The 26594-nt window shown below is 40.2% G+C and carries 30 protein-coding genes; 10 read left to right on the top strand and 20 right to left on the bottom strand.

Annotated elements, in window-relative coordinates; all coding sequences use genetic code 11:
- Positions 1-10: 10 nt before the first annotated feature.
- Together FKG96_RS22875 and FKG96_RS22870 are read left to right on the top strand one after the other, a co-directional pair.
- Positions 11-730 carry a DUF3891 family protein gene (locus tag FKG96_RS22875; protein WP_130856555.1) on the top strand — a complete coding sequence of 240 codons (720 nt, stop codon included), beginning with the start codon at positions 11-13 and terminating at the stop codon, positions 728-730.
- Between the two features lie 120 nt (positions 731-850).
- Complete coding sequence (locus FKG96_RS22870; protein WP_013668244.1) at positions 851-1873, top strand: LLM class flavin-dependent oxidoreductase; 1023 nt, start codon at positions 851-853, stop codon at positions 1871-1873.
- A gap of 1 nt (position 1874) precedes the next feature.
- Here FKG96_RS22870 and FKG96_RS22865 read toward each other — a convergent pair whose 3' ends face one another.
- The 4 genes from FKG96_RS22865 to FKG96_RS22850 are packed head-to-tail and all read right to left on the bottom strand — an operon-like array spanning position 1875 to position 3507.
- Entirely contained in the window at positions 1875-2333 is a 459-nt protein-coding gene (locus tag FKG96_RS22865; RefSeq protein ID WP_242627228.1) for a glyoxalase, read from the bottom strand.
- Positions 2323-2706: an iron chaperone gene (locus FKG96_RS22860; protein WP_149106213.1), complete on the bottom strand. Its 384-nt coding sequence runs from the start codon at positions 2704-2706 to the stop codon at positions 2323-2325. The genes FKG96_RS22865 and FKG96_RS22860 overlap by 11 nt, the downstream gene beginning before the upstream one ends.
- On the bottom strand, positions 2699-3073 hold the full coding sequence (locus FKG96_RS22855) for a DoxX family protein (protein ID WP_130856558.1): 375 nt from the start codon (positions 3071-3073) through the stop codon (positions 2699-2701). Before FKG96_RS22855 ends, FKG96_RS22860 begins: the two co-directional genes overlap by 8 nt.
- Before the next feature lie 11 nt (positions 3074-3084).
- Positions 3085-3507: an SRPBCC family protein gene (locus FKG96_RS22850; RefSeq protein ID WP_130856559.1), complete on the bottom strand. Its 423-nt coding sequence runs from the start codon at positions 3505-3507 to the stop codon at positions 3085-3087.
- Positions 3508-3652: 145 nt separating this feature from the next.
- Between FKG96_RS22850 and FKG96_RS22845 the strand changes: the two genes are divergently transcribed.
- Entirely contained in the window at positions 3653-4630 is a 978-nt protein-coding gene (locus tag FKG96_RS22845) for a GlxA family transcriptional regulator (protein WP_013668239.1), read from the top strand.
- A gap of 122 nt (positions 4631-4752) precedes the next feature.
- Here FKG96_RS22845 and FKG96_RS22840 read toward each other — a convergent pair whose 3' ends face one another.
- Both FKG96_RS22840 and FKG96_RS22835 read right to left on the bottom strand, forming a co-directional pair.
- On the bottom strand, positions 4753-5139 hold the full coding sequence (locus FKG96_RS22840) for a VOC family protein (RefSeq protein WP_013668238.1): 387 nt from the start codon (positions 5137-5139) through the stop codon (positions 4753-4755).
- 37 nt (positions 5140-5176) lie between these two features.
- Entirely contained in the window at positions 5177-5860 is a 684-nt protein-coding gene (locus tag FKG96_RS22835) for an RNA polymerase sigma factor (RefSeq protein WP_130856560.1), read from the bottom strand.
- A 199-nt stretch (positions 5861-6059) separates the two neighbouring features.
- Here FKG96_RS22835 and FKG96_RS22830 point away from each other — a divergent pair, with 199 nt between their 5' ends.
- A complete protein-coding gene (locus FKG96_RS22830; RefSeq protein ID WP_130856561.1) occupies positions 6060-6506 on the top strand; it encodes a DUF1572 family protein in 447 nt (148 codons plus the stop codon).
- Positions 6507-6681: 175 nt separating this feature from the next.
- Here FKG96_RS22830 and FKG96_RS22825 read toward each other — a convergent pair whose 3' ends face one another.
- From FKG96_RS22825 to FKG96_RS22800, 6 genes are all read right to left on the bottom strand, one after another.
- Entirely contained in the window at positions 6682-7614 is a 933-nt protein-coding gene (locus tag FKG96_RS22825) for a transporter (protein WP_149106212.1), read from the bottom strand.
- A gap of 6 nt (positions 7615-7620) precedes the next feature.
- On the bottom strand, positions 7621-8688 hold the full coding sequence (locus FKG96_RS22820) for a cytochrome-c peroxidase (protein ID WP_130856563.1): 1068 nt from the start codon (positions 8686-8688) through the stop codon (positions 7621-7623).
- 7 nt (positions 8689-8695) lie between these two features.
- Entirely contained in the window at positions 8696-9574 is an 879-nt protein-coding gene (locus FKG96_RS22815) for an MbnP family protein (RefSeq protein WP_149106211.1), read from the bottom strand.
- 164 nt (positions 9575-9738) lie between these two features.
- Positions 9739-10113 carry a hypothetical protein gene (locus FKG96_RS22810; RefSeq protein WP_149106210.1) on the bottom strand — a complete coding sequence of 125 codons (375 nt, stop codon included), beginning with the start codon at positions 10111-10113 and terminating at the stop codon, positions 9739-9741.
- Positions 10114-10245: 132 nt separating this feature from the next.
- Entirely contained in the window at positions 10246-10710 is a 465-nt protein-coding gene (locus FKG96_RS22805; RefSeq protein ID WP_013668231.1) for a hypothetical protein, read from the bottom strand.
- Between the two features lie 60 nt (positions 10711-10770).
- Positions 10771-11793, bottom strand: a complete 1023-nt coding sequence (locus tag FKG96_RS22800; protein ID WP_013668230.1) for a YafY family protein — start codon at positions 11791-11793, stop codon at positions 10771-10773.
- A 178-nt stretch (positions 11794-11971) separates the two neighbouring features.
- Between FKG96_RS22800 and FKG96_RS22795 the strand changes: the two genes are divergently transcribed.
- Positions 11972-13426, top strand: a complete 1455-nt coding sequence (locus FKG96_RS22795) for an RtcB family protein (protein ID WP_149106209.1) — start codon at positions 11972-11974, stop codon at positions 13424-13426.
- A gap of 149 nt (positions 13427-13575) precedes the next feature.
- Here FKG96_RS22795 and FKG96_RS22790 read toward each other — a convergent pair whose 3' ends face one another.
- Complete coding sequence (locus FKG96_RS22790; RefSeq protein WP_149106208.1) at positions 13576-14352, bottom strand: SDR family oxidoreductase; 777 nt, start codon at positions 14350-14352, stop codon at positions 13576-13578.
- Positions 14353-14419: 67 nt separating this feature from the next.
- Entirely contained in the window at positions 14420-14998 is a 579-nt protein-coding gene (locus tag FKG96_RS22785) for a TetR/AcrR family transcriptional regulator (RefSeq protein WP_041388747.1), read from the bottom strand.
- Between the two features lie 269 nt (positions 14999-15267).
- Between FKG96_RS22785 and FKG96_RS22780 the strand changes: the two genes are divergently transcribed.
- Complete coding sequence (locus FKG96_RS22780; RefSeq protein ID WP_149106207.1) at positions 15268-16380, top strand: acyltransferase; 1113 nt, start codon at positions 15268-15270, stop codon at positions 16378-16380.
- Positions 16381-16408: 28 nt separating this feature from the next.
- On the opposite strand, the gene FKG96_RS22775 is transcribed toward FKG96_RS22780, so the two are convergent.
- From FKG96_RS22775 to FKG96_RS22755, 5 genes are all read right to left on the bottom strand, one after another.
- The gene (locus FKG96_RS22775) at positions 16409-18799 is read right to left on the bottom strand and encodes an ABC transporter permease (RefSeq protein WP_149106206.1); all 2391 of its coding nucleotides are present in this window, start codon (positions 18797-18799) and stop codon (positions 16409-16411) included.
- A gap of 369 nt (positions 18800-19168) precedes the next feature.
- Positions 19169-19621, bottom strand: coding sequence for a VOC family protein (locus FKG96_RS22770; RefSeq protein ID WP_149106205.1), 453 nt, complete (start codon positions 19619-19621; stop codon positions 19169-19171).
- A gap of 367 nt (positions 19622-19988) precedes the next feature.
- Positions 19989-20198, bottom strand: coding sequence for a hypothetical protein (locus FKG96_RS22765; RefSeq protein ID WP_130856570.1), 210 nt, complete (start codon positions 20196-20198; stop codon positions 19989-19991).
- A 488-nt stretch (positions 20199-20686) separates the two neighbouring features.
- Entirely contained in the window at positions 20687-21190 is a 504-nt protein-coding gene (locus tag FKG96_RS22760) for an SRPBCC domain-containing protein (RefSeq protein WP_149106204.1), read from the bottom strand.
- A gap of 154 nt (positions 21191-21344) precedes the next feature.
- On the bottom strand, positions 21345-21659 hold the full coding sequence (locus tag FKG96_RS22755; protein WP_013668221.1) for a helix-turn-helix transcriptional regulator: 315 nt from the start codon (positions 21657-21659) through the stop codon (positions 21345-21347).
- A gap of 366 nt (positions 21660-22025) precedes the next feature.
- Between FKG96_RS22755 and FKG96_RS22750 the strand changes: the two genes are divergently transcribed.
- From FKG96_RS22750 to FKG96_RS22735, 4 genes are all read left to right on the top strand, one after another.
- Positions 22026-23204: a sensor histidine kinase gene (locus FKG96_RS22750; RefSeq protein WP_165446997.1), complete on the top strand. Its 1179-nt coding sequence runs from the start codon at positions 22026-22028 to the stop codon at positions 23202-23204.
- Positions 23201-23968: a LytTR family DNA-binding domain-containing protein gene (locus FKG96_RS22745; RefSeq protein WP_149106203.1), complete on the top strand. Its 768-nt coding sequence runs from the start codon at positions 23201-23203 to the stop codon at positions 23966-23968. Before FKG96_RS22750 ends, FKG96_RS22745 begins: the two co-directional genes overlap by 4 nt.
- Before the next feature lie 176 nt (positions 23969-24144).
- Positions 24145-24546, top strand: a complete 402-nt coding sequence (locus FKG96_RS22740) for a hypothetical protein (RefSeq protein WP_130856574.1) — start codon at positions 24145-24147, stop codon at positions 24544-24546.
- A gap of 236 nt (positions 24547-24782) precedes the next feature.
- On the top strand, positions 24783-25274 hold the full coding sequence (locus FKG96_RS22735) for a cupin domain-containing protein (protein ID WP_165446998.1): 492 nt from the start codon (positions 24783-24785) through the stop codon (positions 25272-25274).
- An 11-nt stretch (positions 25275-25285) separates the two neighbouring features.
- On the opposite strand, the gene FKG96_RS22730 is transcribed toward FKG96_RS22735, so the two are convergent.
- Positions 25286-25834 carry a hypothetical protein gene (locus tag FKG96_RS22730; protein ID WP_246860320.1) on the bottom strand — a complete coding sequence of 183 codons (549 nt, stop codon included), beginning with the start codon at positions 25832-25834 and terminating at the stop codon, positions 25286-25288.
- Positions 25835-26594 lie beyond the last annotated feature (760 nt).

Here is a 26594-nt window from a genome sequence, read left to right as displayed (position 1 = left end):
ACCGAATAAAATGATTGTAACTTATACCGATAGGGGATTCGAAATTGTACTCCAAAGGCATCACGGGCGATTAGCAGCGGCCATTTTAAATCAGCTTAAATGGTTAGAAGCAGATCCTTTCAAACTGGATGTGCTGTTTGCGACGGGAATACACGACGACACCTATAATGAATTCGAGGTTGAAGGGATTATCAACCGGTTTAAAGGGCCAAAAGATTTCAAAATGGAGTCCTTCAACCTTCAGCGTTGTGAGGCTTTATTGAAGAAAGGTCTTACCCGAAGTCTATACGTTGCGCTCTTGTTATCTTTTCATATTCAATTCTTGTATGCAACTGAATCCGATGAATCGGCGCAATATTGTAAAAGTTTACAATCGTTGCAGCATAAATGGATGGCGGAGCTTGGGATCGATAGGGATACAGTACAAGCCCATTATGCGATTTTGCAATGGTGCGATGCGCTATCACTGATCCTTTGCCAAGATCAGATTCCCCCCGAAGGGAGAAAGTTGGAAGTCAGTCAGGGGCCGGAAGCCCGCAGTTATTATGTTTTTGACAAAAGCGGTAGTATATTAAGTGTTGATCCCTGGCCTTTTACGGATAACGAATTTGAGCTTACCCTTGAATACAGAATCCTTCCTCGTCTCGAATATCAAAATGATGCTGTCTTTAAAGAGTCACTTTGGGAGAGCACCGTTCACTTTAGAAAGATTAATTTTGCTAAAATCTAACGAGCGTATTTTTGTAAAGGAAATGTCTCGTTTAACAAAGCGAGCTTGCGGTAGCAAGCAGTATTTGAGTATATTTGGCAGTAACGAAAATAATTGAGATCGTTTTTACTATAGTTACTTATGAAAAAAATAGGATTTTTATCCTTCGGGCACTGGTCTAATCATCCGGCATATAGCACTCGCACAGCTAGTGACACCCTGCTTCAATCCATCGATCTGGCTGTAGCTGCGGAAGAGATTGGCCTGGATGGAGCCTATTTCCGTGTGCATCATTTTGCTGCTCAATTAGCATCCCCCTTTCCATTGCTATCAGCCATTGGTGCTAAAACAAAAAAAATAGAGATCGGCACCGGTGTGATCGATATGCGTTACGAAAACCCATTGTATATGGTGGAAGATGCGGGTGCTGCCGACCTTATTTCAGGTGGCCGGTTGCAATTGGGAATCAGTAGGGGGTCGCCGGAACAAGTAATCGACGGCTGGCGCTATTTCGGTTATGAATTGATGGAAGGAGAAACTGATGCGGATATGGGACGCCGTAAAGCGCTGGAATTTTTGAAAAGGCTAGACGGTGTCGGTTTTGCACAACCCAATCCATATCCTATGTTTCCGAACCCACCGGGACTGTTACGCTTGGAACCACATGCTAAAGGTTTACGAGAGCGGATCTGGTGGGGCGCTGCATCCAACAGTACAGCCGTTTGGGCCGCCGAAAATGGTATGAACCTGCAAAGCTCTACCTTGAAATACGACGAAAGTGGGAAACCCTTTCATGTTCAGCAAGCAGAACAGATTCGGTTGTACAAAGAAGCTTGGAAAAAGGCGGGTCACCAACGTGAACCAAGGGTGTCTGTTAGCCGATCAATATTTGCCTTAATGAACGATCAAGATCGCTACTACTTCGGACAGGAAGTTAGTCGTGACGATAAAATTGGAATGATTGAAAAAGATAAACGTGCAATTTTCGGGCGAAGTTATGCAGCCGAACCTGATAAACTCATCAAGGAATTGGAGCAGGACGAAGCTATCCAAGAAGCGGATACACTTCTTCTAACGATACCTAATACCCTGGGAGTGGATTATAATGTACATCTCTTGTCCGCGATATTGGAACATGTAGCGCCGGAATTGGGATGGCGCTAAGTCAGATGCCCAATACCCATCCCACGTCAAAAGCATCGGTTATTTCGATTAATTTTTGATCGTCAGGATCGGGTATAATCCGGTCCTTTTTATTTGCTAACAATTTTTTTATCAGCGCTTTTCTTTCATAAACGTTGGTGCAATGTAGAAAAATAGATATATAATTTCCAATGGTCCTTCCTTCGTTGTGTACCAAGTCGGAGCCGTAAATAATGATGTTGTCGGAAACGAGCGATCCTACAACTACCGGTATTTCTGTATATCCTTGTAATTCTTTTTCAAAGGTTTCAAATTGTAATCTGCCACCAAAGCAGGTTTGATAAAAAGTGAGGGCCTTTCTGCAATTACCCGAAAAGGTAATGAAAATGGCCGACACTAATTTGCCAGTAGCAAATTCCTGAAACACCTTCTCGGGGCTTGCCTTCGTTAGCTTACGTTGCGAAATCATATTACTTGCCATTTTTATCCTTCACCCTTTCCTCATTCTCTTTTTTTCGGAATGATACGATTTTTCTAATCAATGCTTCGGGTAGTGGTTTATCCATTGGAATCTGAATGGCCGCTTTACTGGTTTTATACCCTTTGAGATCAGCCTTGAAATGTTCCCAAAATACTTCGCTGTAGGGATTCGACAAGGTGATGTGTTTCGGGAAAGCGCAATAGTAGATCAGGTAACCATTATATTTAAAACAAGGTATTTGATAGCTTATACTTTCCGCTACATCAGGCACCAATTCGTGAATGATTTTTCTGATGGTTTGCATTCGCACGAGGGCTTCACCGCTAAAATCCTGATGATACTCATCAATAGTTTGATAATTGGTCTTAGCCATTTGCATGGATTTTGTTGTTATAAATGTAAGAAACTGCTAGAATAGCTAGTACCACCAATGGCATTAACATAAAACCAATGTTTTTATCTACACATGCGTGGCTGATGAATGCGAAAACCAAATTAAAGGTAAGCCCTGCATAGGCCCATTCCTTTAGCTTGTTCGGTGTTTTGGGGAGAGAAATCGCCAACACTCCCAGTGCTTTGCAGATAATAAGCGTATAGGCAAAGTAATCGGGATAACCCAACGGTTTTGTACCCGCGTTTACATATTGCGGCGCAAATAGTAGGGTGCCAAGGGGCATTACACCTTCCCAAAGTATGATGATGGTGGTTGCTACCCAAAAGATTGTTTTATTCTTTTTCACTTTGCTAATGATTAATGGATCGATTCAACATATTTTACAAAATTGTCCAAGATAGCCTGCCATCCCTGTTTCTGAAATTCGGGATCATTTTCCGTTTCAGGATCAAACATAGTTTCAATATTCGTTTTACCATTTTGCTCGGTAAACAGTGTAGTGGCTCTTCTTCCATCAGCCATGGTATAAGTAATTTCCTTGTGTAGTTCCACTTTGTCATAAACACCCTCGAAGTCAAATCCGAAGCTGCCATCTTTAGCCTCCATTCTATTCTTGAATTTACCACCGGTTCTCAAGTCGTTTTCACTGCTTGGACAATGCCAACTTGGATCAGGAGTGTTCCATTGCATAATATCATTTGGTGTATTCCATGCTTTCCAAACTTTTTCCAAGGGAGCATTTGCTGTTGCTTCTACCGTAATTTTTGATGCCTGTGTCATTGTTTTTAATTTTTATTTGTTAAAATCTTATAATCCAAAATTACAACGGCTTAGCGAGTTATGGCTGTTGTGAAAATGACAACTTTAGGGGTGAATTGTGACAAACTTTTTTTTATCTTGCGACTTAATAGTAAGGATTTAATTTATGCAAGTTTCTGTTTTTGTACCGGAGTATGGCGTAATTGAAGCGGTTACACCACCATTTAGAACCTTTAATACTGCTAATGAGTTTTTAAACACTTTTGGTAAAAAGCCGATCTTCGAGGTTGAATATGTAGGTTTAAAAGAATATGTACCTGCCAATAACGGCGAATACACAATCAAAACCAATAGATTGCTCAAAGATGTGTCGAAAACGGACCTACTTATCATCCCGCCTGCCTATGGTGACACTGCCAAGGGCGTACAAGCCAACGCAGAAGCAATACCTTATTTTAAAAAATTGCATGAAAAAGGTTCAAGTATTGCCAGCTTATGTATCGGTGCATTTCTTTTAGCAGAAACGGGTTTACTCAATGGGAAAAAATGCTCCACACATTGGGCTTATATCAACGAATTTAAAGAAAGATATCCCGAAGTGGAGGTAGAGGATGGTGCGATAATAACCGAACATGACAACATATACAGCAGCGGCGGAGCAAGCAGCTTGTGGAATTTAATATTATATCTGGTTGAAAAGTTCGCCGACAGAGAAACAGCCATCATGATTTCAAAATATTTTGCTTTAGATATAGGGAGAGATAGTCAATCTCAGTTTGCAATATTTAAAGGTCAACGGAATCATGGTGATGATGATATTAAAAAAGTGCAAGATTATATCGAGAAACATTATCAAAATAAAATAACCATTGAAACGCTGGCAAACCTAATCAATACAAGTCGTAGAACTTTTGAAAGAAAATTTAAAGATGCAACCAACAATACCCCTGTTGAGTACATACAACGAGTAAGAATAGAAGCTGCAAAAAAATTCTTCGAAGCATCACGAAAAAATGTGACAGAAACCATGTTTGATGTAGGCTATACGGATACAAAGGCATTTAGAGACATATTTAAAAAGATTACTGGCCTTACGCCCATTGAGTATAGAAATAAGTTTGCAAGGGTTACGAACGAGGTGTAACGGTTACAACAAGTAGGAGAAAGCTGTCTCGCAGACATTCATTCGAAAGTTAAGGGAAAAAAGCCCGAAACATACCGAAGTCTGTCGGGCTTTTCATAAGAGTACTAATTTGGCATGGCCTGCTATTTTCTTAAGGGCAAGTCCCCAGACTGGTAAAATGCGAGCGGATGACCGTCAGGATCCGAGAAATCGGCGCTCCAACCACCCGGAGCTTCCGTTACCGGCGTAACCACTTCTACGCCCTCTTTAGCCAGATTTTCCACCACCGTTTCAATGTAACCCTCTTCCAGTTCGAACACTACGATCGGCGAACGGCCGATTTCTTCTTTTCCTTCAAAAAAAAGTAGTTCGACACCATTACCTATCGTAGCCAGTAGCCAATCCGGTTCATCGCCTCCAGGTTGGCGTTCCACTTCGATTCCCAAAATTTCTCTGTAAAAACGTTCGGTACGACTGATATCGCTCACGTTGAAAAGAACTGCGATACCTTTTTTAAGTTTTACTCCCATGTTGATTTTTTTAAAGTTTTAAATATTGTCCAGGATCTTAACCCGATTTATCATGGTCATTGTTGCCGGGAAATTCTTTTTTGTGAGCAGGAGAAGAATATATTCTAAATAAATGTCCATCAGGGTCGTGGCTGCCAATAACTCGCCCGATTAATTGCTGCTTTATATCGTTGGCATGCTTGAATGTTTGTAAAAGAGATTGGCGCATTAATCCGCTAGGTAGAGTATGCGTTAAAATTTCAGGTCCTTCCGATTCAAAACCTACGGTGGCATAAGTTTTCCATTCTCTTCGTAAGGCGGTTAATCGCTGGCGCAGGGCGGTATCCGGAATGTCCAGTAGATATAAAATTTCCTTTTTGCTCAGGCCGCCGTTGATTAGTCGTGCCAGTATTCGGAGGGATGGGCGGAGCGGAACAATAAAGTTTTCCGGAAGTCTACCTATATCAGTATCAGTACGGTTCGGATCATCCCCCTGATACCCTTCTTCCCGCTTTCTACGCCGGCCTTCTGTACGGGCAATGAAAGCGGCATGGTTACGTAAAAAACCTCTTCCCCAAGCCATAAAACGAGTGTCCAGGAAATCCTTTCCCGTTCTAACCGCTTCAAGAAGCAGGTCTTGTACCAAATCATCCACTTCTTCCGGCCGACGAGAGTATTGTTTCGCAATTTGATACATTTCTTCAATCGGGGGTTGGTTCTGATCGCGCGGCCTAAAGGTCATATATTGTAAGTTTTGATTACGTAAACGAAAATAACAAACAAAAACCGTCCTTACTAGCGGTGCTTTTGATTTTCTTCTTGTATTGCAGATTTAGAATGAATTTCTAAACCAGCCTCCGATTTTTCGGTGATTGCCTTTTTTGACTTATCGCTGGTTTTTTTAATTGTTATAAATTATTACCTTGCCCATTCAAATATCAATGATGGTAACTGTATTGAAACAATTGTTCTTGCGCGACCTCGGCAAGTTGAAAACAGAAATAACCTTATACCAAAACGAGCAAAGAATATGGCATGTTGAAAAGCAGATCGCTAATACCGCCGGTAATCTATGCTTGCACCTCATAGGCAATTTAAATACCTACATAGGTGCCGAATTTGCGCAAACGGGCTATGTTCGGAATCGCCCACTTGAGTTTTCCGCTAAGGATGTGCCAAGATCCGAACTGATCAGGCGCATTGATGAAACCATATCGGTGATAGAAATTGCTTTCAGTAAATTAAGTGATGAGCAACTGACAGCAGAATATCCACAAGATGTATTGGATCAGAAAGTTACGAACGGTTATTTCTTAACACATCTTGCTATGCATCTTTCATATCACCTCGGGCAAATCAATTATCACAGACGTTTGCTGGATAATTGATTCACTTAATTATCCGGCAAACAGTTTTTTATAATCGTGAATGAAGCCGTGTCTATTTTTACAATCAATAGATTTCCTCATGTAGGCGCATGGCGAACAAATGGATGATCAATAGCAGGCGACCATTAGGACTGAACCTTTGGATTTTATTTAATTGCCTCATTTTCCTTGTTGCTTAAAAAGAGACAGAAAGGTGAGTCATTAATCTGTTCCCCGTGTGAACGCGCTTATCTGCCAAGTGCTGATCAACCGGTAGCTGATAATTAACACCGAGAGCGTATCTGCCAATGTTTAACTCAAGCCCTGCAATGGCCGAGGTAAGGTTTCCTCCCGACTGGTTTATATAAAAGCGTCTATAAGATACATCCTGTTCCGCTTTTTCGTAACGTATTCCTATATTCGGCGCAATTCTAAGCTTTTGATCGATTAAGAATTTGTAGTAAAAAAGCGCATTACAGGTGAATTTATTTCCATAGCGATATTCGTATTGATTCTCGGTATTGAATTTATATAATAAGTTCAGGTTAAATCCCATGTCCATCAGACGCGCGTCGTAAGTGACGTTGAACGTGAAGTCTGTGCTGCCTGTTCCCAATTGGAAATTATTGGGCGAATCGGCGGAGACGCTTGCACGTTCGGAGTTATCATATTCGCCACTGGGCACTTTCACGCCTGCGCCCGCCCATAGGGAGTGGTTGAACAGCTTGAATTTGGTGGTGGTGTTACCCCCTTCAAAGATACGATAATAGGCCATTGCCGCAATATCGCCCAATCCGCTCTTTTCACCGGACTCTTCCATGGCATTAACCCGACGTTGGTTGAAATTGAACGGTAGAAAAGCCATCACCCTGACCCGATCACCAAAGTTGTAAGCGCCCCATAGCTCCACTATCTGATATGTTTCATCCGCAGTGAGTGGTGTATGCCGGCCCTCGGGGCCAAGATGCGTTTGCATGGTATTGTATTGATACCGCAAGCCAATAAAGCGTTTATTAAAGTCAGGCAAAATGCCCAGATAGTAGCTTCCGACACCACAGCCACAGATGTCACAAGCTTTTGCGGAAGCATAACATAAAACCATAATACAAATCAAAAGTAGTTCTCTCATTTTTCTTTAATTGATAACAAAGCCACCGCCCGGTTCCGATAGCAGTTGTTTTTTTACAAAAGTTTCATCATTCAATGTGTTAAGGAAATTCAATAAATCCTCCTTCTCGACATCTGTCATAGCAACCCCTCGTGTTCCGTCCATGTGCCGGAAACCCATGTCCAGATTTTCCGTATGCTGCATAAATTTCCGGTAATGGTCCAGTACACCGCTCAATGTATAAATACTGCCATCATGCATATAGGGAGCCGACCATTTTAAATTACGCAAGCTGGGTACCTTGAATTTTAGTTTATCTGTAGGGTTCAAGGTTACGGCATAGCGCCCCTCGTCACCTGCTGGATTTCGTCCCAGTCCATTGTCATGAAAATCGCCATCAGTAAACAGCGGTTCGCTATGGCAGCGAGAACAATTGTTCTGGAAAAATAGGTAGCCACGCTGTTCCGACTCAGTAAAAGAGATACCCTTTTCCCCGCGGATCACCTGATCGTATTTGCTGTTATCACTAACTGCCATTAGCATAAACTGAGACAATGCTTTAGACATTTTCGCCGAAGTGATCTCTCTGCTTCCAAAGGCCTTTTCAAAAAGTGTAGGATAATCCGGGTGCGTTCTCAGCTTTACTAGTACGTTCGGCACCCTTTCACCCATCTCAACCGGGTTTTCAATAGGAACAATGGAAAGGAGGTCGAGATTAAACACCCCACCATCCCAAAAAAACGCTTTGTTCCAAGCGAGATTCATGATAGGCATGGGATTACGGATACCCAATTGATCGTCAATCCCGTGACTAACATCGTGTCCGTGGTGGGTAAAATTGGCCGATTGAATATGGCAGCTGGCACAGGAAATCGTATTGTTGCGAGATAGACGTGGTTCATGGAACAGGCGCTTACCTAATTCAAAACCAGCCTCCGTTACTTCGTTTTCGGTGAATTTGTAAACAGGTTCGGGAAAATGTCCCGGTTTTAAAAAACCGGGAAATAATTCGTCAAGGTCTGGCAAGGTTTCATTCGCTTTTTTACAGGCATATGCAACAATTACCAGCCCGATTAAAACAATCCATTTTTTCATGGCTTTATTATAATTGATCCTCACTGGTTACACCATTTTCGGTATGATCATGCGTAAACATATCCAGAAAGTTATCGGCGATGTATTGGCTGTATTCGCTGAACATAACATTAGGGTGTTCAGCGATGCTGAAAGTATGTGTGCCATTAAACACTTTCATCAGATCAACAAAAAGATGTACATTGCTGCGGTAGCCAGCCCTTACCTGCGCAACGCCTGCTTTTGTTAAGTCTATTGTAATTGTCTTGATATTATTCAAGGTAGGCGCATTGTATCCGCCGAAGCCACCGATATGATACTTAAACTGCTTCCGTCCTGTTGGGTCGCCCTGTTGATCATCTGATATTACCGGCGAATTGCCTTCAAACTTGAAGAAAATATAGCCACTGTTCCACCCCCAGTACATACCCTGCGTTTCGTGGTCACCAGTGGTCGGGTCAAGTACGCCTGTGCGTGCATCAAGCCCCATGGTACTGCGCGCACTATCCACGCCTAATACAAAAGAAACCTGAGTATAATCCCCTTCGGGAACTTTCACTTTTGCAAAACGGGAGCCACGATTATCACCATATACCAAAAAATAACTTTCTTCAACCGGATCCTGAGGCACGGCATATTCCGATCCATCCGCCTTTTTTACCTTAATATTACTAATATAATATTGTACACGGGATACAGTGAAGGCTTCACCTTTGGCGTTTATATACGGTTTATTGGTATTGTTGAATTGTAATCCGTAATCGCCCACTAGGTTATCGAACTCGATCGAAAAGTCACCCGTTTTCGTGCTATCGATATCCAGAGATTCCACCTTCTTACAACTGACTACAGTTAGCATGAATAAGCCTATCCATGCCATCATTTTCCATTTTATTAAGTTTGTCATTTTCTATTATTAAGTTTTTTGTTAAAAATCGATTCTTTCAATAGCGTATAGGCATAGGAGTTCAATGCCAACGTAAATAGGCATGAATTATCCACTGCAGGCAATAGGCTTGTACAACCGGTATAACCTACATAATGCTTTCGAAAAATATAAATTGAGGAATGTTAGATTATTTTAGGAGGTAAAAATGGCTTGTTTGTATAGAGATATCTATAGAGGATGCCGTAGGACGGATGGTTCTCCGATAGATGTACCGGAAATGGACTTTGCAAATGGAGCATCTCTGAAACCACCATCGTAACTTCCGCCTTAGAGGAAGCGGCACCCCGCGAACCTTTTTCGGACTCTTCCAATTTCTTCAGTTTTTTCATCAGGACACACTGTCCGTTACACTGCATCTCAGGTTTATCCCGATTTTCACATAGAGCCCGGATAATATAATTTCTGTTAACCTGAAACCAAGTCAATACACCAAGACTTCCAAGACATTGAAACGTCAATGTAAATAATAACAGATAGACCAGTGTTTTTCTGACCATTTCCAGTGTAGTGTGTAAAGCGATTTCGATCAGCCGAATTGCAGCTGACGAAAAAATATAAATAAACAAAAAGCTACGCAGCCATGTAAAGGATGGTTGTCTTTATACATGGACGAATAAAAGAAAAATTGTTTAGCTGAGAGGAGGGTGGAAGATGGACCCCAGCGCGGGGGGCTGGTATAGCAGATTTCCCCCATAGATGAAGGTCTCCTTTTTGACGGTGGTAACAGGATGTTTCACTGTTCTGAAATCAATCGGAGCTGCAAGCACCTGAAAATCCTTTAATTTTAGCTCAGGGTTTTTGTTTTCCCGTTCGCGTTCTTTCTTCAGCTTTTTCATCAAAAGACATGTCCCCGCACAAGACGGAGCCATAGCGGTGTTTCTATTCTCACACAGATTATTAGCTATATAGGATCGGTTGGCATAAAATGCAGTCATGATGAATAGTCCGGCGCAGCTTTGCAATAGCACAATTGGAATTAAAAATATAATGGCCAGACGTTTCAAAATAACAGAGTCTTTTATTTTAAATGCTACGAATATAAGAGTTTGCGGCCATTTGGCATAATCAAATACCAATTTTATCAAATTATGCAATCAATTATTTTTATAGGAGTTAAGTGAAACGTGTATAATGCATAAGGATTTGATTTCGTCTTAAGTTTCCTTTACCCCATATCGCTCTAATGCTTTTACTAGTTGCTGCTTTATCTGTTTTACCAAGATTTTCGGTCCTAATACCTTTATTTTAGCGCCAAAACCCAATAATTCCCGTTCGAGCTCAAAATTTAAAATTACCTTGATACTAAAGATCTTACCGTTATCTTGGTCGCTTAATAGTTTTTGCGTGTGATGCAAGGGTTTAGTTATAACATAAGGTGCATTATCTGCATCGATCCAAAAAACTACTTCGCACTCCCGTTGGTCGGGTGTTTTCGTTACACCAATACAATTATCATAATAGGTTGCCAGATCCAATGTTCTATTTTCCCTATACGGTTCTTCGCGTTCTTCCACGGCTTGTATCCGATCCAGAGCCAAGTTCATAATGTGCGCATTCCGTTTATGCGGCATGCCCAATACAAACCAGCGGTTGCGATATTCTTTCAATAGGTACCCACTGAAGCAGAAGCTACTAGCCTCCCGGGCTTTAAAGGATTGATAGGTAATACAGATGGTTTTCTTGGCTGCAATCGCTTTACGTATTACCTCTAGCCATTCCAGACCCTTCAGGTCATCGTTCTTTTCAAAATCAATTACAGGCGTACTTTGCGTTTTTTGCGAATAAATCTTGTCTTCTAATTTACTTACCAGTTCGTTCAGATCGGTAAAATGGTTCAAGCCCTTAAATTGTTTTAATAATCCGGACACTTCACTCAACACTTCCATGTCCTGTTGATTCAGCGGGATACTGGTAATACTATAATTCTTGTCGCTGTAGGTGTAATATTTCTTATCAACCACTACAATAGGTGCTTCGTAACCTAACTTGTTACTGCGCATCATGGCTATATCCGCCTGCACGGTACGACGACTTACGCCCGTATCGATTCCATGGTATTCATAAATGGCATCGCTACAAGCTTCAATCAAGTCTTCAAGTGTCCACTTTTTAAAACGATTTTGGAGACATTGGTCGATCGTGCGGTAGCGAATCAAGGCGTTGCGGTTAATCGGCATAGTATCAGCAAATATTTTGAATGAATTTATATAATATTTCTTTACTGCGCAAATAGGTTGCGTACTTGTTATTTCTCTTTGTATTATCAAAAGCAGAGACATTTGATGAAACTCCGTTTCCAAACCGGAAAAGCGAGATTAGTTTAGAGACTTTAAGCGTACAATAAAATTAATAGATATGGAAAAGGAAAAGATAAGCAACAACGAGTTAAAGGCATTAGGGATCAATGCTGTGGAAGTATTAGTCAATTTTAGCCGCGTAGCCAATGGTTTGTTAAAGCATAACGTAATGAATAAACCCGAAATACTGGCTAATCTAGAAGCTTTAATTGATGATCCTATGCCATATACATTAAAGAAAGGTGGTAAATTCAAAAACCTGGCAGAAGATGTGATTGCTTTGCGAAAAGAGGGTAAGTTTGTTAAACAAGAACGTAGCAACTTTAAACTGAAAGAAGAAATAGTTGACTTCCCGGTATGGGGCTTGGAACAGATTGAAGTAGGAGCCTTATCACAAATGCGGACAGCGGTACAATTACCGATTGCGGTCGCCGGTGCCTTAATGCCGGATGCTCATCAAGGTTATGGGCTTCCCATTGGCGGAGTGTTGGCCACTACGGCCAACACGATTATTCCATTTGCTGTGGGTGTCGATATTGCATGCCGTATGTGTTTAAGTATATTTGATCTACCTGCTGAGACACTCGATACCGAAACCGATAAATTAAAGAATCTGTTAGTTGATCACACCTATTTTGGTATGGGCTGTACTACCAAATCATATTTTGACAGCTCCTTATTCGATAGTAAAACCTGGGGAGAGACCAAGATAATCCGCAGTTTAAAGGATAAGGCGTACGCTCAATTAGGAACCAGTGGAACCGGTAACCATTTTGTAGAATGGGGTGAACTAACCTTAGGCGAAGGTGCCTTGAATGATATACCGGCGGGTAAGTATTTAGCGCTGCTTTCGCACTCCGGCTCTCGGGGCTTTGGAGGTGCAATTGCAGATCATTACAGTAGGATAGCGATGACTAAAACCAAACTTCCGGGCGAGGCTAAACATTTAGCATGGCTTGATCTGGATAAAGACGAAGGACAGGAATACTGGATAGCCATGAACTTGGCAGGGGAATATGCCAGTGCCAACCATCATGAAATCCATAACAAAATAGCACGAGCCTTAGGACTTAGACCCATCATGATGATCGAGAACCATCACAACTTTGCCTGGAAAGAGCAGCTGGCTGATGGTACTGAAGTAATGGTACACCGTAAAGGTGCTACGCCGGCAGGTGAGGGTGTGTTGGGAATTATTCCAGGTAGTATGAGTACGCCCGGCTTTTTAGTACGCGGTAAAGGTCATGCGCCAAGCATCAACTCGGCCAGTCACGGCGCGGGCAGGGCCATGAGTCGTAGCGCAGCTTTCAAAACGTTGGATAGAGCAGTCGTTGCCGCTGACTTAGTTGACAAACGCATCACCTTGCTCGGAAGCGATCTCGACGAAGCACCTATGGCATATAAGAATATCCATGCGGTAATGGCCGCTCAACATAATCTGGTTGACGTGTTGGCTAAATTTGAGCCAAGAATAGTCAGAATGGCAGATGCACGCGAGAAACCGGAGGATTAAGGAAGTTGTTCTACCAAATGATGATAGTGTGTAGACCAGTTACTAATTTGCTGCTATGAAAGGGCTGGAGGCCTATATTTTGCAATTTGCCAAACTGAGTCCAACATATACCTGCCCGCAACTAGGCGGGCAGGAAGATAACGGTTAAATCATATTGCCGAACTAACGCCGCCGTCAACCAGGTAATTGGAACCTGTGATATATTGTGCTTCCGGAGACGCAAGGAACCTCACCAAATTAGCAATTTCTTCGGGGGTAGCCATTCTGCCCAACGGAATATCCCCAATTTTGCTCATAACGAGTTTAAAGGCTTCATCTACCGTTGTATTTGATGACTTTGCTAAATTTTCAATAAAGTCCTGCATCAATTGAGTTCTCACTGCTCCGGGTGAAACAGTGTTTACACGTATACCTTTTGAGCCAACTTCGTTCGCCAATGCTTTACTGTATGCATTTAATGCCGCTTTGGCTACAGAATAAGTCATTGTAATATCCCAAATCGGCTGTTGTGCAACATAAGTGGAAATGTTGATAATTACACCACTTTGCTGTTCAATCATAGTCGGCAATAATGCTTTGTTAATACGGACGGCGGACATCAAGTTCAATTGTAATTCATTGTTCCAATGCTCGTCCGAAAGTGTGCTGAAACCGCCACCAGGTCCCAGATTACCTCCAGCATTATTCACGATAATGTCGATTTTTCCATATTTATCCAAAATTTCTTTTGCGACGATGTTTGCACTTTCGGGTTGAGCAAGATCGGCAGCAATAAAATAATACCCGTTTGGATTTTCCGTCGGTTCGGTTCTGGCAGTTACAATAATTTGAGCGCCTCCGTCGCTTAATTTGTCCGCAATCGCTTTTCCGATACCTTTTGTACCGCCTGTTACCAAGGCAATCTGTCCTTCTAAAAAACTGTTCATAATGAATACTTGAATTGAATGTTTATATTAATTTTGAAACGTTTGTTTTAAAATAAGTCAAAAAAATTTAACACCTTAATTGGCGAATGATAAAATCTGCCATATTTAAAATTTTATTTCGATCTTGATGTAAAATGAATGAATTGTACCAACCGATAAATGTACTAACAAGATAATCCGCAACAGTATCTGCGTTCTCGTTTTGACCAATCTGATGCTGGCTTTGTGCTTTTTCTACTAAATCTTTCAAAAACCGGTGTGTAAAATTATCATAGGATGTTATGATCGCCTGTATTTCCGGGTCGTCCCCTTCTATTTCAAAAGTTGCCTTTACGCACAGGCAGCTGTTCGGTTCAGTCGTAATGATGTCTGCTGCATCTTTAATAAAGCTTTCAAGAGCCTGGATCGGCGAGGCGAAACTTATATAACGCTGCTCAACCGCATCAATTCGCATTTTTATATAATGCTTGATACACCTAACAAACAAGCGATGTTTATCGCCTATTGTGTTATAAAGACTGCTACTATTAATTTGCATAGCATCAGTTAAGTCGCGCATAGAAGTAGCCGCATAACCTTTTTTCCAGAAGACTTCCATTGCCTTCTGTATGGCTTGTTCTTCATCAAATTCTATCAATCTTGCCATGATGAAACAAAGATAAAATATTTTTGAAACAATTGTTTTAAAATTTAAAGAATTTCTGCTGGATGCAATCATAACTTCAGGCTATTTTTTGTGGCTAATGTCATTGGGTTCTCATGGTCTCTTCTATTCGGCCTGAGAGCTATTCGCATGCCATTCAAAATGAGACAATATGTCTGAACTTTGATAAGATCTTGTAAGATCCGGTGATCCCTTTTATCTAATTTTAGCAGCTCACTAATGGCCGATATTAGTTTCTATTCCCAAAATCAATGAATAACAATAATCTTTTCACAAAACCCCATTACCCTATATTAGACGGTTTACGAGGCATTGCAGCCATAATTGTAGTTACTTTTCACTTGAGCGAACCCCTGTCGACCGGAAATCTGGACAACCTTGTGAACCATGGTTATCTGGCCGTTGATTTTTTCTTTCTGTTATCAGGTTTTGTGATCGGCTATGCTTATGACGATCGTTGGCATAAAATGACGCTCGGAAGCTTCTTAAAACGTCGGGTCGAACGACTTCACCCTTTGGTAATTCTGGGAATGACCCTCGGAGCGATCGGATTCTATTTTACCGATTCGGCAATCTGGCCACTTATCCATACGGTTCCCTTGTGGAAGTTACTTCTGGTCATGCTGATAGGATATACAATATTACCGGTACCATTAGCTCTCGATATTCGAGGTTGGGAGGAAATGCATCCGCTCAACAGTGTCGGTTGGTCTTTATTTTTTGAATATATTGCTAACATCCTTTATGCCACGATAGTAAGAAAATTCTCAAATAAGGCATTAGCGGTTTTTGTTTTCATAGCAGCAGTAGCACTTGCTCATTTTGCTATTACCAGCCCCAAAGGTGATGTAAGCGGCGGCTGGACGTTGAATGCCGAACACATGCGCATCGGGATTACCCGAACAATATATCCCTTTTTTGCAGGCTTGTTACTTTCCCGTGTAGCGAAATTAACCCGCATCCGGAACGCCTTTACATGGTGCAGTATTTTAGTAGCCACGGTACTGTATATGCCACGGATTGGTGGCGCGGAACATCTTTGGCTGAACGGTGTTTATGAATCTGTATGTATCATCTTCGTTTTTCCCCTTATTGTATATCTGGGTGCTAGTGGCATTGTTTCTACAAAAACGGAACGTAAGCTATGTAAATTTCTTGGCGACATCTCGTATCCACTTTATCTGGTGCATTATCCCTTTGTTTACTTTTATGTTGCTTGGATCAGTAACAATAAGGGGGTAACCATTCTACAGGCCTGGCCATACGCCTTACTTATTTTATGCGGCTCCATCGTTTTGACTTATGTCGCCCTGAAATGGTATGACGAGCCTGTACGGAAATGGTTGAGAAAAAAACTTGGTTAAGTACTATAAATGTAGTTATTCTTAAAGTTTATTCATTTCTTAAAGCGTGTATCGGATTGGCAAAAGCGGTTTTTAAGCAATGCCAAATAACCGTTGTAAAAGCGATAATGAAGGTGATCAGTAAAGATATAGCAAATGTCCACCAACTGATTGGACTCTTATAGGCAAAATTTTCAAGCCATTGATGAATAAAATACCAAGTTAGCGGCCAGGCGATCACATTGCCGATAATAACCATCAATAGTACATCTACCGATAAAAGCGTTACCAAGTTTTGGATGCTTGCACCTATTATTTTGCGAATTCCAATTTCTTTCGTCCGAATTTCAGCTGTATAACCAATAAGGCCTAATAGCCCCAAACACGAGATTATGATTCCAAGCAATGTAAATGCCAACACAATAGATGTCATTGTATTTTCCTTCTTGTAAAGAGAATTCACCTTTTCATCTAAAAAAGTGTAGGAGAATAAGGTGTTGGGAGCTATTTGCCTCACTTTCTTTTGAAGGAAAGCAAGCGTACTTTCGACGTTTCCTCCCCTTATTTTAATGAGCATGGTACCTGTTTTTTGAGGTGCATATTCCAATACAAGCGGTTCAATTTGATGGTGTAAGGATTCAAAATTAAAGTCTTTAATAACACCCACAATATTGCCTTGTCTTTCAATTGTGTGATTCGTGAGCGACTGGTTAACCGGGTTTTCGAGTTCAAGTTTCGCTACGGCTTGTTCGTTGAGAATAAAAGCACTTGAGTCACCAAATGCTTTTGAAAAGTTTCGACCTTCTTTCAACGTAATATTAAGAGCGTTCAAAAAATTATCATCTACGCGAACGACTTTTAAAGTTCCAAAGTCCTTATTTTCCGGGTTTTTAGTAGGAGCAATAAACTCAACGCTCAGGGGGTCGCCGATTATGTTTGATGTTCTGGCGACGGATAGAATATTTGGATTAGCGAGAAACTCAGTTTGTAATAACGAAGAGTTACTTTCTAAGGTCTTTTTAAAATCTCCGTATAATTTGGCCACAATGACTTGGTCTTTATCAAATCCCAATTCTTTGTTTCTAAAATATTGCATTTGTTGATAAATCAATAAAGTTGAAGTAATCAACAAGCCTGCTATGATAAATTGAAATACAACAAGAGACTTCCTGACGTATACTGCCGTTGTATTTGGTGTTTTAATCGATTTCAAAGCTTTTACCGGTAGGAAAGAAGACGCAAACAAAGAGGGAAATAATCCTGAAATTAAGGTGATTGTAAAAAGGATCGCTAGTATAATTGATAAATTTCCGTGTTGCATGATATCCGAAAGCGTATTGGATTTGCCCGTTAATTGGTTATAAAATGGAAGGATCAGCCAATATAACACAACAGCTAGCAGGGTAGAAATGAAGGTGAGTAAGAAGGCCTCTAACAGAAACTGCAGAATGAGCTGTTTTCGGCTAGCGCCTACAATTTTTCTGACGCCGACTTCTTTTAAGCGCTTTAATGCTTGTGTGGTGAATAAATTAATGAAATTGACACAGGCCATAAGCAAAACAAGCGCTTCAATAGCAATAAAAATATAGATATAAGTCATGCTACCGTTTGGGCTCAATTCTTGCGCTAAATTCGATTTAAGATGAATATCAGTGAGTGCTTGTACCCGAGCACTCTGTGCAAATTCCGCTATTTGTTCATCACTAGCCTCTCCTTTTAGGTAGTTTACATAAAATTGCGTCAAGTCTCGCTTAATACGTTTAATAGACTCCTTATGGTTAAGCTGCACATAGGTCCACCCAAACATCCATCCCTTGCTTTGCGTCCATCCTGGATAAGTTTTTTCAACAAGCGACATAAAAGTGGGCATGGAGACAAGAAAATCAAACTTAAGATGGGTGTTTTCGGGTAAGTCATCTATCACCGCTTTAACCCGAAAAGCTTCCTCGTCCTGAAAGATCAATTGTTCTCCTAAAGGGTTCTTTTTACCAAACAGCTTTTTAGCAACAGATTTGGTTAGTACGATCGTGGAAGGTTCTTTCAATGCTTGAAAAGCATTTCCGATAATGCTGTTTAAATCAAACATATGGACTGTGGAACTATCGGTATAGAAACCCTCTATTTCCATCTGGTTGTTATCATTTGTGCGCGCGACGTTAGTTCCGGCCTGTGCGAAGCGTGTTGTTCGCTCTATTTCAGGGAAATAATTTTTTAATCCCTCAGCTAAAGGTGGAGCGGATTTAGACCATTCCGTATATACCATTCTGTAAATACGGTCGTGTTTTGGGAATGATTTGTCATAATTGAGCTCCTCTTTAATATATAATGTTAAAAATAGCGTACATACGATGCCCAAGGCTAGCCCCAGCAGGTTGAACAGACTGTTAGCTTTATATCGAAATATATTTCGCCAAGCGATTTTGAAATAATTTTTCAGCATAATCTCTGTATTTAATAACGCTTTAGTTATCTGGATAATAATTGGTATGTTTTAGATCATTAGTCTTATTGTCCAATATATACAGTATTGGTTAAATTCAATTATTCAATAAATACCTTACCAAAATACTTTCATAAAACTAAGTGATTGTAAATCATATTTTTATGCTTAAATAAAATAAAAGTCCTGTGCGAAATCGGACGCATACTGTTCGGTTTCGCACAGGATTTCCTTAACCCCACAAAGCTGTTCGCTGTTCCATTCCCAATATCGACCGTTTTGCTATCAATTATACTGACTCGCATTAGCATTGCTTTCCCGCTCTCAAACTCAAATTATTCATTAGACGGAATAGTTGAGATCTCCTTCTTACTTATTATCAAGTTGTTCGGCCAATCCTATGAGAAGTCCTTCCGGTCCGCGGATATAGCACAGTCTATAGCTGTTTTCATACTGGACTACTTCGCCGACAAGCTCAGCGCCGTGCCGTCGTAGCCTAATGAGTAATTCATCGATGTCGTCTACGGTAAACATAGCCCGTAAATAACCAAATGCGTTCACAGGAGCGGTCCGATGGTCGGAGATGACGGCTGGCCTGAGAAAACGTGAAATTTCAAGGCGGCTATGACCGTCAGGTGTGACCATCATGGCAACCTCTACATGCTGGTTGCCAAGTCCCGTAATGCGGCCTGCCCATTCCCCTTCAATCGTGGCTCGCCCTTCGAGCTCTAAGCCAAGCTCTTCGAAGAATGAAATGGTCTCATCGAGGGATTCTACCACAATGCCGATATTATCCATCCGCAGTAATTTACTTTTTGCCATAATAATCTTTTTATAAGTCAAATGATGATCGGGTGATTTCGTAGCTTTCTTTCAGAGAAACATCCCCGGTCGAACAAAAACGAATTTAGATAAAAGAAGCAAAATAGATCTAAGCCAAAAAATCGATAAGGCGTTTCTTGTTATAATTAACAACCTCATTCGGTTTATATTTGCTTTTACCCGTTCTTCGGTGCTGATGTCATCGGTTCCGTAAAACAATTATATAACCGGAGATAGAAACTTCTACATCATTAGAATGATATTGGCTGTACCATCAAGTAGCGCATTTTAAGGTTTGCGTCGCAATCGTTCATAGACTAATAAATCCTTTAAGATTTTTCAAATGAACAAGCGGGCTTCGAACTAGCTACTCCTTAGAAAAAACATCATAGATCCATAAGCCAACGGCCGCTAAGATTCCATATAATAAAGTGAAAAAGGTTGGCATGACGATTACCACCAAAAATTCTTTTCGCACAGAAATAGTCCATACAAAAAGCGATATCCAAAGGACAACTCCAATAACGAGAAGAAGACGTCTGATTCCGGGTGGAGGTAGGTTAAATTTGGCTTTCATAAGGTTTTTATCTAAGATAGCCATAAAACAACCTAAATATGGTATACAATTTAATATGAAAACTTGAGAAATATTATATATTGAAAGATGACTAATGCGATTAAAACAAAGTTCACGATAGAACCTGTCAGACAATTTGTAAAGAGTTTTTAATAGAGATAGGTACAATAAGGCTTAATGAACGCGATATCATACTATCTGTCCGAGCTGCAGGAGAAGGTTGTGACGTAGTCATGGTCCTTGAGTGACAACAACATGCCTGTTCCAGCACCATAACCAAGGTGTTCGATAAAGCAACATCCTGAATCACGCAAGATGTTGCTTTTGTTTGTCCTATCATTACATCTGATTAAAGCAAATACGCAACGTGTCGTTTTACTTAAAGATGAATTTTTTATCGTATTAAAATCAACACGCGTCCTCTTTGATAGCAGTAGGTTGAGAAATACGAGAAAATCAAGTTGCCGGTTTGCTATAAGCTAATTCGCTTACTTTGTTAAGGTCAATAACAATTCATCCAACTGCTGAAAATCTACGGTCATTCCTTCTTTAAAGCCCATCTCAATTTCCGTTTCGAGATCGGCAAGTGAATCATAGGTCAGTAACATGTCTACACGGACCTTATCACCCACTTCTATAAAATTGTTCTCCCATAAATTTACGGGAAATGCAGGATTTATCGTGCCGTTTTCATCACTGAATCCGCCTTTCGACGCAAATGATTTTTCTGTTACAATAGAAATGAAATTCGTTCTAGCGTAATGCCTTTCGCCTTCAGGACTTACCATAGCGTAAAGCCAAAAGCCACCTACCCGAAAATCCATCGTCTTCGTTTCGGCCCTCCAAGGTTGTGGTCCCCACCATTGGTCGAGTAATTCCGAGGTTGTCCACGCTTGCCAGACTAATTTTAAGCTGGCATTAAATTCACGTTTGATTTCGATTGTCATGTTTTCCTTGTTGACGGTGAAGTCAAATAATAAATTGCTGTTCATGATTTCCATTTTTATGTTCAAAATATTTTTTGCGTCGTTCAAAATCTATTAAATCCATCTTTTTTAACTCTTTCACACACTCCAAATGAGGTCAATCAGCACTTTTACCGTTCTCGTCATTTTCATGTGCTCAGTTGTTTCTGTTTTCCATCGGTTACTTATTTTGCATTTTTGCCAATAATTTATCGAGATTATCAAAGCGGTTTTCCCAGATTTTTCGGAAGTGTTCCAGCCATTTGTCTATTTCTTTCATTTTATCAATCTCAAGCTGATAATAGATTTCTCTGCCTCTTTGTTCATGTTTTATAAGTTCGCATTCTGTCAAGATGCGCAGGTGCTTGGAAACCGACTGGCGAGTTGTGTCGAAATGCTCGGCAATCGCATTAGGTGTCATGGCCTGTATGGCAATTAACGTTATGATAGCCCTTCTTGTTGGGTCGGCTATAGCTTGGAAAACATCCCTTCTCATTTTTTTATTAAATTAAGAAACCAATTGGTTGCAAATATATGTGCAACTTTTCGGTTTCGCAAATTTTCTTTCAACTTTTTATCCAGTCTTTTTAACAGATATTTTGCAAGCTCCTTTTCTTAAGTAGGTAGGGTAAGATACAATATACTCCATTCCTGAAACCTAACATAGCAATCGGGGGCCTTTCAGTTTGTTTCGATTTCTCCTGATTATTGTAGTAGTAAACAAAAGGTAAGCAGACCTTTAAAGGCATCTATCAAGATCAACGCTCAGTATTTCGCTTTAATAAAGCTGAAAGTCATTTCAATACACTATTCAGACACTTCAATTCATTGCATTTAAAAATTTGTTCAAAAGATGCTTGCTTTGCGAAATATATTTCAACAAGACAATCGTTTTATTCAAGAAGTAAATGGTAATTTGGTTTTCTGTCTTTTAAAAATGATGCGCAATCAAGAAGAAACAGTTCATGTAAAAGGAAAAAGTAAGGCAAAGCGGTTTATTCTGGTTGCGTTTACTTTTATTTGTTCATATGTAACTTCGTTCACTATATTTCCCTATGCCTATTGGAAAAGTTATTTCGGCATGCCAATTTTCTCGCTCGTCATTGACGTGTTGATCAATTTAGTATTTTGTTTGGTAATCGTAGAGTTAAGTCTCTTTATCGATCACATATTAAATAAGAAAATATCATGGATAACTCATCCTATAAGGCGCTTACTGGTCCAAACACTATTACACATCTTAGGCACCCTGTTCCTCATCATATGTTTGGTTTTTCTTTATTATGTGTTTGGTAAACAAAATACTAATCAGTCACCTTATGTAGGCCTAAGAGAAGGGTTATATACGGTTATCGCGGTCATACTGTGGGCGCTAATGGTCAGCGGTTTAAACACAGGATATTATTTACTTGTCAATTGGAAGACCGCCACAATGACGGCCGCAGCCTATAAAATAAAAGCTGCAGAGCACAAACAACTAGCAGCTGAGATTGAGCTGCAAGCCTTAAAGTTACAACTTGATCCACATTTTGTATTCAATAACCTGAGCGTGCTTTCAGAATTAATACTAAAAGACCAACAGTTAGGGTACGCCTATACGGAAAATTTTACAAAAGTTTATCGGTATCTATTGGTCAACTCGAAAAAGAAGCTAGTTCCTTTGTCCGAAGAACTTAAATTTCTAGATGCCTATCTCTTTCTTATTCACAATCGCATGGGGAGTGGGAGCGTCTTTCAGATCAATATTGATGAATCGAAGCTTAACATGTTGATTCCACCTATCACACTTCAAATCTTCATCGAAAATGCACTAAAGTATAATCGTACAGAGGAGGAAGATCCCTTGGTCGTCCATATTTATTCCAATGACCAGGACGAGTTGGTGGTATCCAATTCCCTATTGCCTTTGATAAAAAAGCCTCATTCTACAGGCATAGGTTTAAAAAATATCATCAGTCGCTATGCGCTATTGAGCGACAGAGTGCCCTCCGTGGAGCAAAGCGATAAAACTTTTACGGTAAAAGTACCCCTTATCACATGAAGCATACAATAAGAAAAATATTGATCCTCGAGGATGAAAAGCTAAATGCCGAACGAATCCAACGGTTAATGCGCAAAATAAGACCACAAATCGAGATTGTCAATGTCTTGCCCAGCGTTAAAAAGACCGTGGATTGGCTTGCCGACAACGATAATCCTGATTTGATTATCATGGATATTCAACTGGCAGATGGCCTAAGTTTTGAGATTTTTAACCTAACAGACGTGAAATGCCCGGTCATATTTACAACAGCGTACGACGAATATGCAGTTAAGGCATTCAAATATAATAGTGTGGATTATCTGCTCAAACCTATAGAAAAGGATGAGTTGGAAGCTGCCATTCTAAAATTTGAAAACACCGTACAGCAGCCATACCAGCAGTATGCATTAATCGAAGGGTTACTTAACCATATCCAGCCGAAAGTATACCGCGCACGTTTTCTTCTTCCATATCGTGATGGTTATAGGAAGGTTCAAGTCGAGGACATTGCTTTTTTTTATGCGCATATGAACGTCAGTTTTGCCAATCTAATGAACGGAGAAAGAGTGATAGTTCCGCAGACCCTGGAAACATTGGAGCAGGAACTGGATCCGAGGTTTTTTTTTAGGGCGAACCGCCAATACATCATTCACGTCAACTCCATTGAAAAGGTCTATAATTTTTTCAATGGCAAATTAAAGCTTCACATAAAAGACAGTACAGACGAGGTTATCGTAAGTAGAACCAAAGCTCCTTTATTTAAATCGTGGTTAGATTATTAACTAACGCTTTCTCCATCGGCTAAGTTACTCCTCGAGGTATCGTTGCGCTTTTACAGTTTGCTGTGTCAATCCGCCACTCTATGCTAAACTTTAATCACTTCACCAAAAAAGTAACCGTTCTCGATGGAGAGGAGGTTTACTTTTGTGCCTTAATATTAACACAAAATTTAAGAAAAATGAAAAAAGCAATTTTAAGCGTCTTTTTGGGATTCTTCTTTTTTAACATGTCGTATGCACAAAAGTATTTCGGAAAAACCTACACGGCTACAAAAAATGTCGATGAGTTTTATGATCCTGCCGATGTTGAAAAGGAATACACGGTTATGGGGAAAACTGAGCTTGCAAAAGGTTTTCGTTCATTGGAAAAAACACAGCAGAAAATTATCGACTTGGCAAAAGAAAAAGGAGCTGATGGTATCATTTTTTCGATTGAAGAAGAGGTTCTTGGAACCTCCAGTTCAACTGGTGGTAGCGTAAATGAAAAAAAGAAGAACAAAACAACCGTTGTTGGAAGTAGTACCACTATGGATTTAAAAGAAAAGAAAATCAGGGCAACCTTTATAAAATACAAAGAATGATTTGCTGCAACAAAGCCGTTTAGAAAATACGGCTTTGTTGTTCTCTGATATAAGGTCGATGAACAGTATGTTGTTTAAGTTGCGAACAATAGGCTTTAGTGGTTCTACCGGAACGGTAGTTACAATAGAAAATGAAATGATGATTATAAGGAAGTAGAAGCCGGTGAGACTTATGATTTTCGTCGAAAAAAGTATTTTTACACCAACATCAGCATATTACTAAAATTAAGATGAGCATGAATTCGACACAAGCAGATTACTGGATAAATCATTTAAGATTAAAACCACACCCAGAAGGAGGATATTACAACGAAGTCTTCCGCTCGGAGCAGCAAGTAACAAGGAAGGGAGAAAGTCAACTAAAAAATTCGTGCACTTCCATCCATTACCTGCTACAAAATGCTGATTTTTCCAGTTTTCATAAACTTCAATCAGACGAAATATGGTACTTTCATGTGGGTTCCCCACTTCACATTCATATCCTCAGACCAGATGGCCAATATGAAAGGAAGGAACTCTCCATTAATGAGACAGGGTCATTATCTGTAATCATCGAAGCTGGGGCATGGTTTGCTGCGGAAATTCCCACCCGCCGTGGTTTTTCTCTTTCAAGCTGCGTGGTTGCTCCAGGTTTTGAATTCTCAGAATTCGAGCTTGGAGAAAAAGATAAGTTAATTGACAGGTATCCTGCTCATACAGAAATTATTGATAGACTTTGTCTAAAATGATTTTCATAAAGTTAATTACCATTGTAAGGAGCCGAAAACTTTCCATCAGTTACGGTTATGTATTCATCACCGCCGGATAGCCTTAATTTTCCCGAAAAGGTTCCTTTTACGCCCCAATCTGTCAAGCTTGTGATGTTAAGTGTAAATTCGGTACCCGTGCTTCTGCCGCCACTATATACAGTGGTCCAAGTCTTTCCATCCTTAGCATGCTGTATATAGTACTGACCATCCAGCTCTGGAGTGCTTCCACCGGCTACCGAATAGGTCTTTTCTTCTGCGCCCTCCGGTAAAACCAAATCAATACCAAAACCGGGAGATGTCGCTGTATTCTCTTCTTCCCAGCCGCTAATTACCACAAAATGTATGGTTTCTTCAGCGGGTTTGTCATTGGCATTTACATGATAGTTAAAACGATGTTCTTTACCATTTAGCTTACAAATCAAGTATTTCTCTGCAGAATCATCAATATCACCATCGCTTTTATTACAGGCGGATAGTCCGGCAAGTATAAATAGTGTGCATATTATAATGGAGAAGTTCGTTATTTTGTTTGTTTTCATGAAAATACAATTTGGATCCTTTGACTTAGCCCAAAAATAGTTTCTAATAAAAGTAGACGCAATCAATAAAAGCCAGCCTAAGATGAGCCTCGTACATAGATTAATATAAAGCGCAAATCTAAAGAGACATTCTTATTAGATACAATACCCGTAAATAAGTATTTTTTTCTACCATTAATAGGGGAGGGCTCCTGTAGAGTCCTAGCTTTACAGCTTTTATTTTATAGACTCACAATAGTTTTTTTCTCGATATGAATTGATTCAGGCAGGAGCGTATTACAATGAAGGCCTCCGTAATGAGCAGCCGGTAATGTTTTTCTTTTAAGCTGTATGGTTGAAAAAATAAACACTCTCAACGGAGGCCCAATTTACATTTGTCCAGCGTTAGAGCTAAGTCCTGGACCATCGCTATAATGACATAAATCCGTCTCAATATGTTCATTAGCTGGCATCTATTTGATCACCAAATACGAGCGTTTATAATAGGTGAAATAAAAAAAAGCAAAGGAAAAGGCCAAGTTTATTAAAATCAGAACAAAAGGTAAATCATATAGAACCAGTATCAAAGCAGCACTAAACCAAATAAAAACCCATTTTAAGAACGACTTCATAGTTGCAGAATTAAAGTATAGTATAGCTCTAATAAGCAATAGACCACTAAGGCTAATTAATAAAAATAAAAAGACTGAAGATGCGGGCAAAATGAAACATATCCCTATGTATTCTAGAAGTAATAGGGTGCAATAACCGAGGACTCGCA

Origin of the sequence: Olivibacter sp. LS-1 (assembly GCF_008245145.1) — a bacterium.
In the GTDB taxonomy this organism is placed as follows: domain Bacteria; phylum Bacteroidota; class Bacteroidia; order Sphingobacteriales; family Sphingobacteriaceae; genus Olivibacter; species Olivibacter oleidegradans.
The sequence above is the reverse complement of the archived record's forward strand: the minus strand, read 5'-3'. Positions and strand labels throughout refer to the sequence as shown.

Excerpts from the sequence above, each read along its gene's own strand:
- FKG96_RS22835 (WP_130856560.1), bottom strand. The coding sequence starts at position 5,860 with ATGACCTTTAGGCCGCGCGATCAGAACCAACCCCCGATTGAAGAAATG.
- FKG96_RS22775 (WP_149106206.1), bottom strand. The coding sequence starts at position 18,799 with ATGCTGAAAAATTATTTCAAAATCGCTTGGCGAAATATATTTCGATAT.
- FKG96_RS22790 (WP_149106208.1), bottom strand. The coding sequence starts at position 14,352 with ATGAACAGTTTTTTAGAAGGACAGATTGCCTTGGTAACAGGCGGTACA.
- FKG96_RS22830 (WP_130856561.1), top strand. The coding sequence starts at position 6,060 with ATGATGGTAACTGTATTGAAACAATTGTTCTTGCGCGACCTCGGCAAG.
- FKG96_RS22865 (WP_242627228.1), bottom strand. The coding sequence starts at position 2,333 with ATGGCAAGTAATATGATTTCGCAACGTAAGCTAACGAAGGCAAGCCCC.
- FKG96_RS22740 (WP_130856574.1), top strand. The coding sequence starts at position 24,145 with ATGAAAAAAGCAATTTTAAGCGTCTTTTTGGGATTCTTCTTTTTTAAC.
- FKG96_RS22745 (WP_149106203.1), top strand. The coding sequence starts at position 23,201 with ATGAAGCATACAATAAGAAAAATATTGATCCTCGAGGATGAAAAGCTA.
- FKG96_RS22770 (WP_149106205.1), bottom strand. The coding sequence starts at position 19,621 with ATGGCAAAAAGTAAATTACTGCGGATGGATAATATCGGCATTGTGGTA.
- FKG96_RS22810 (WP_149106210.1), bottom strand. The coding sequence starts at position 10,113 with ATGGTCAGAAAAACACTGGTCTATCTGTTATTATTTACATTGACGTTT.
- FKG96_RS22780 (WP_149106207.1), top strand. The coding sequence starts at position 15,268 with ATGAATAACAATAATCTTTTCACAAAACCCCATTACCCTATATTAGAC.
- FKG96_RS22800 (WP_013668230.1), bottom strand. The coding sequence starts at position 11,793 with ATGCCGATTAACCGCAACGCCTTGATTCGCTACCGCACGATCGACCAA.
- FKG96_RS22825 (WP_149106212.1), bottom strand. The coding sequence starts at position 7,614 with ATGAGAGAACTACTTTTGATTTGTATTATGGTTTTATGTTATGCTTCC.
- FKG96_RS22875 (WP_130856555.1), top strand. The coding sequence starts at position 11 with ATGATTGTAACTTATACCGATAGGGGATTCGAAATTGTACTCCAAAGG.
- FKG96_RS22815 (WP_149106211.1), bottom strand. The coding sequence starts at position 9,574 with ATGACAAACTTAATAAAATGGAAAATGATGGCATGGATAGGCTTATTC.
- FKG96_RS22755 (WP_013668221.1), bottom strand. The coding sequence starts at position 21,659 with ATGAGAAGGGATGTTTTCCAAGCTATAGCCGACCCAACAAGAAGGGCT.
- FKG96_RS22735 (WP_165446998.1), top strand. The coding sequence starts at position 24,783 with ATGAATTCGACACAAGCAGATTACTGGATAAATCATTTAAGATTAAAA.
- FKG96_RS22730 (WP_246860320.1), bottom strand. The coding sequence starts at position 25,834 with ATGAAAACAAACAAAATAACGAACTTCTCCATTATAATATGCACACTA.
- FKG96_RS22820 (WP_130856563.1), bottom strand. The coding sequence starts at position 8,688 with ATGAAAAAATGGATTGTTTTAATCGGGCTGGTAATTGTTGCATATGCC.
- FKG96_RS22785 (WP_041388747.1), bottom strand. The coding sequence starts at position 14,998 with ATGGCAAGATTGATAGAATTTGATGAAGAACAAGCCATACAGAAGGCA.
- FKG96_RS22860 (WP_149106213.1), bottom strand. The coding sequence starts at position 2,706 with ATGGCTAAGACCAATTATCAAACTATTGATGAGTATCATCAGGATTTT.
- FKG96_RS22850 (WP_130856559.1), bottom strand. The coding sequence starts at position 3,507 with ATGACACAGGCATCAAAAATTACGGTAGAAGCAACAGCAAATGCTCCC.
- FKG96_RS22870 (WP_013668244.1), top strand. The coding sequence starts at position 851 with ATGAAAAAAATAGGATTTTTATCCTTCGGGCACTGGTCTAATCATCCG.
- FKG96_RS22765 (WP_130856570.1), bottom strand. The coding sequence starts at position 20,198 with ATGAAAGCCAAATTTAACCTACCTCCACCCGGAATCAGACGTCTTCTT.
- FKG96_RS22840 (WP_013668238.1), bottom strand. The coding sequence starts at position 5,139 with ATGGGAGTAAAACTTAAAAAAGGTATCGCAGTTCTTTTCAACGTGAGC.
- FKG96_RS22845 (WP_013668239.1), top strand. The coding sequence starts at position 3,653 with ATGCAAGTTTCTGTTTTTGTACCGGAGTATGGCGTAATTGAAGCGGTT.
- FKG96_RS22795 (WP_149106209.1), top strand. The coding sequence starts at position 11,972 with ATGGAAAAGGAAAAGATAAGCAACAACGAGTTAAAGGCATTAGGGATC.
- FKG96_RS22760 (WP_149106204.1), bottom strand. The coding sequence starts at position 21,190 with ATGAACAGCAATTTATTATTTGACTTCACCGTCAACAAGGAAAACATG.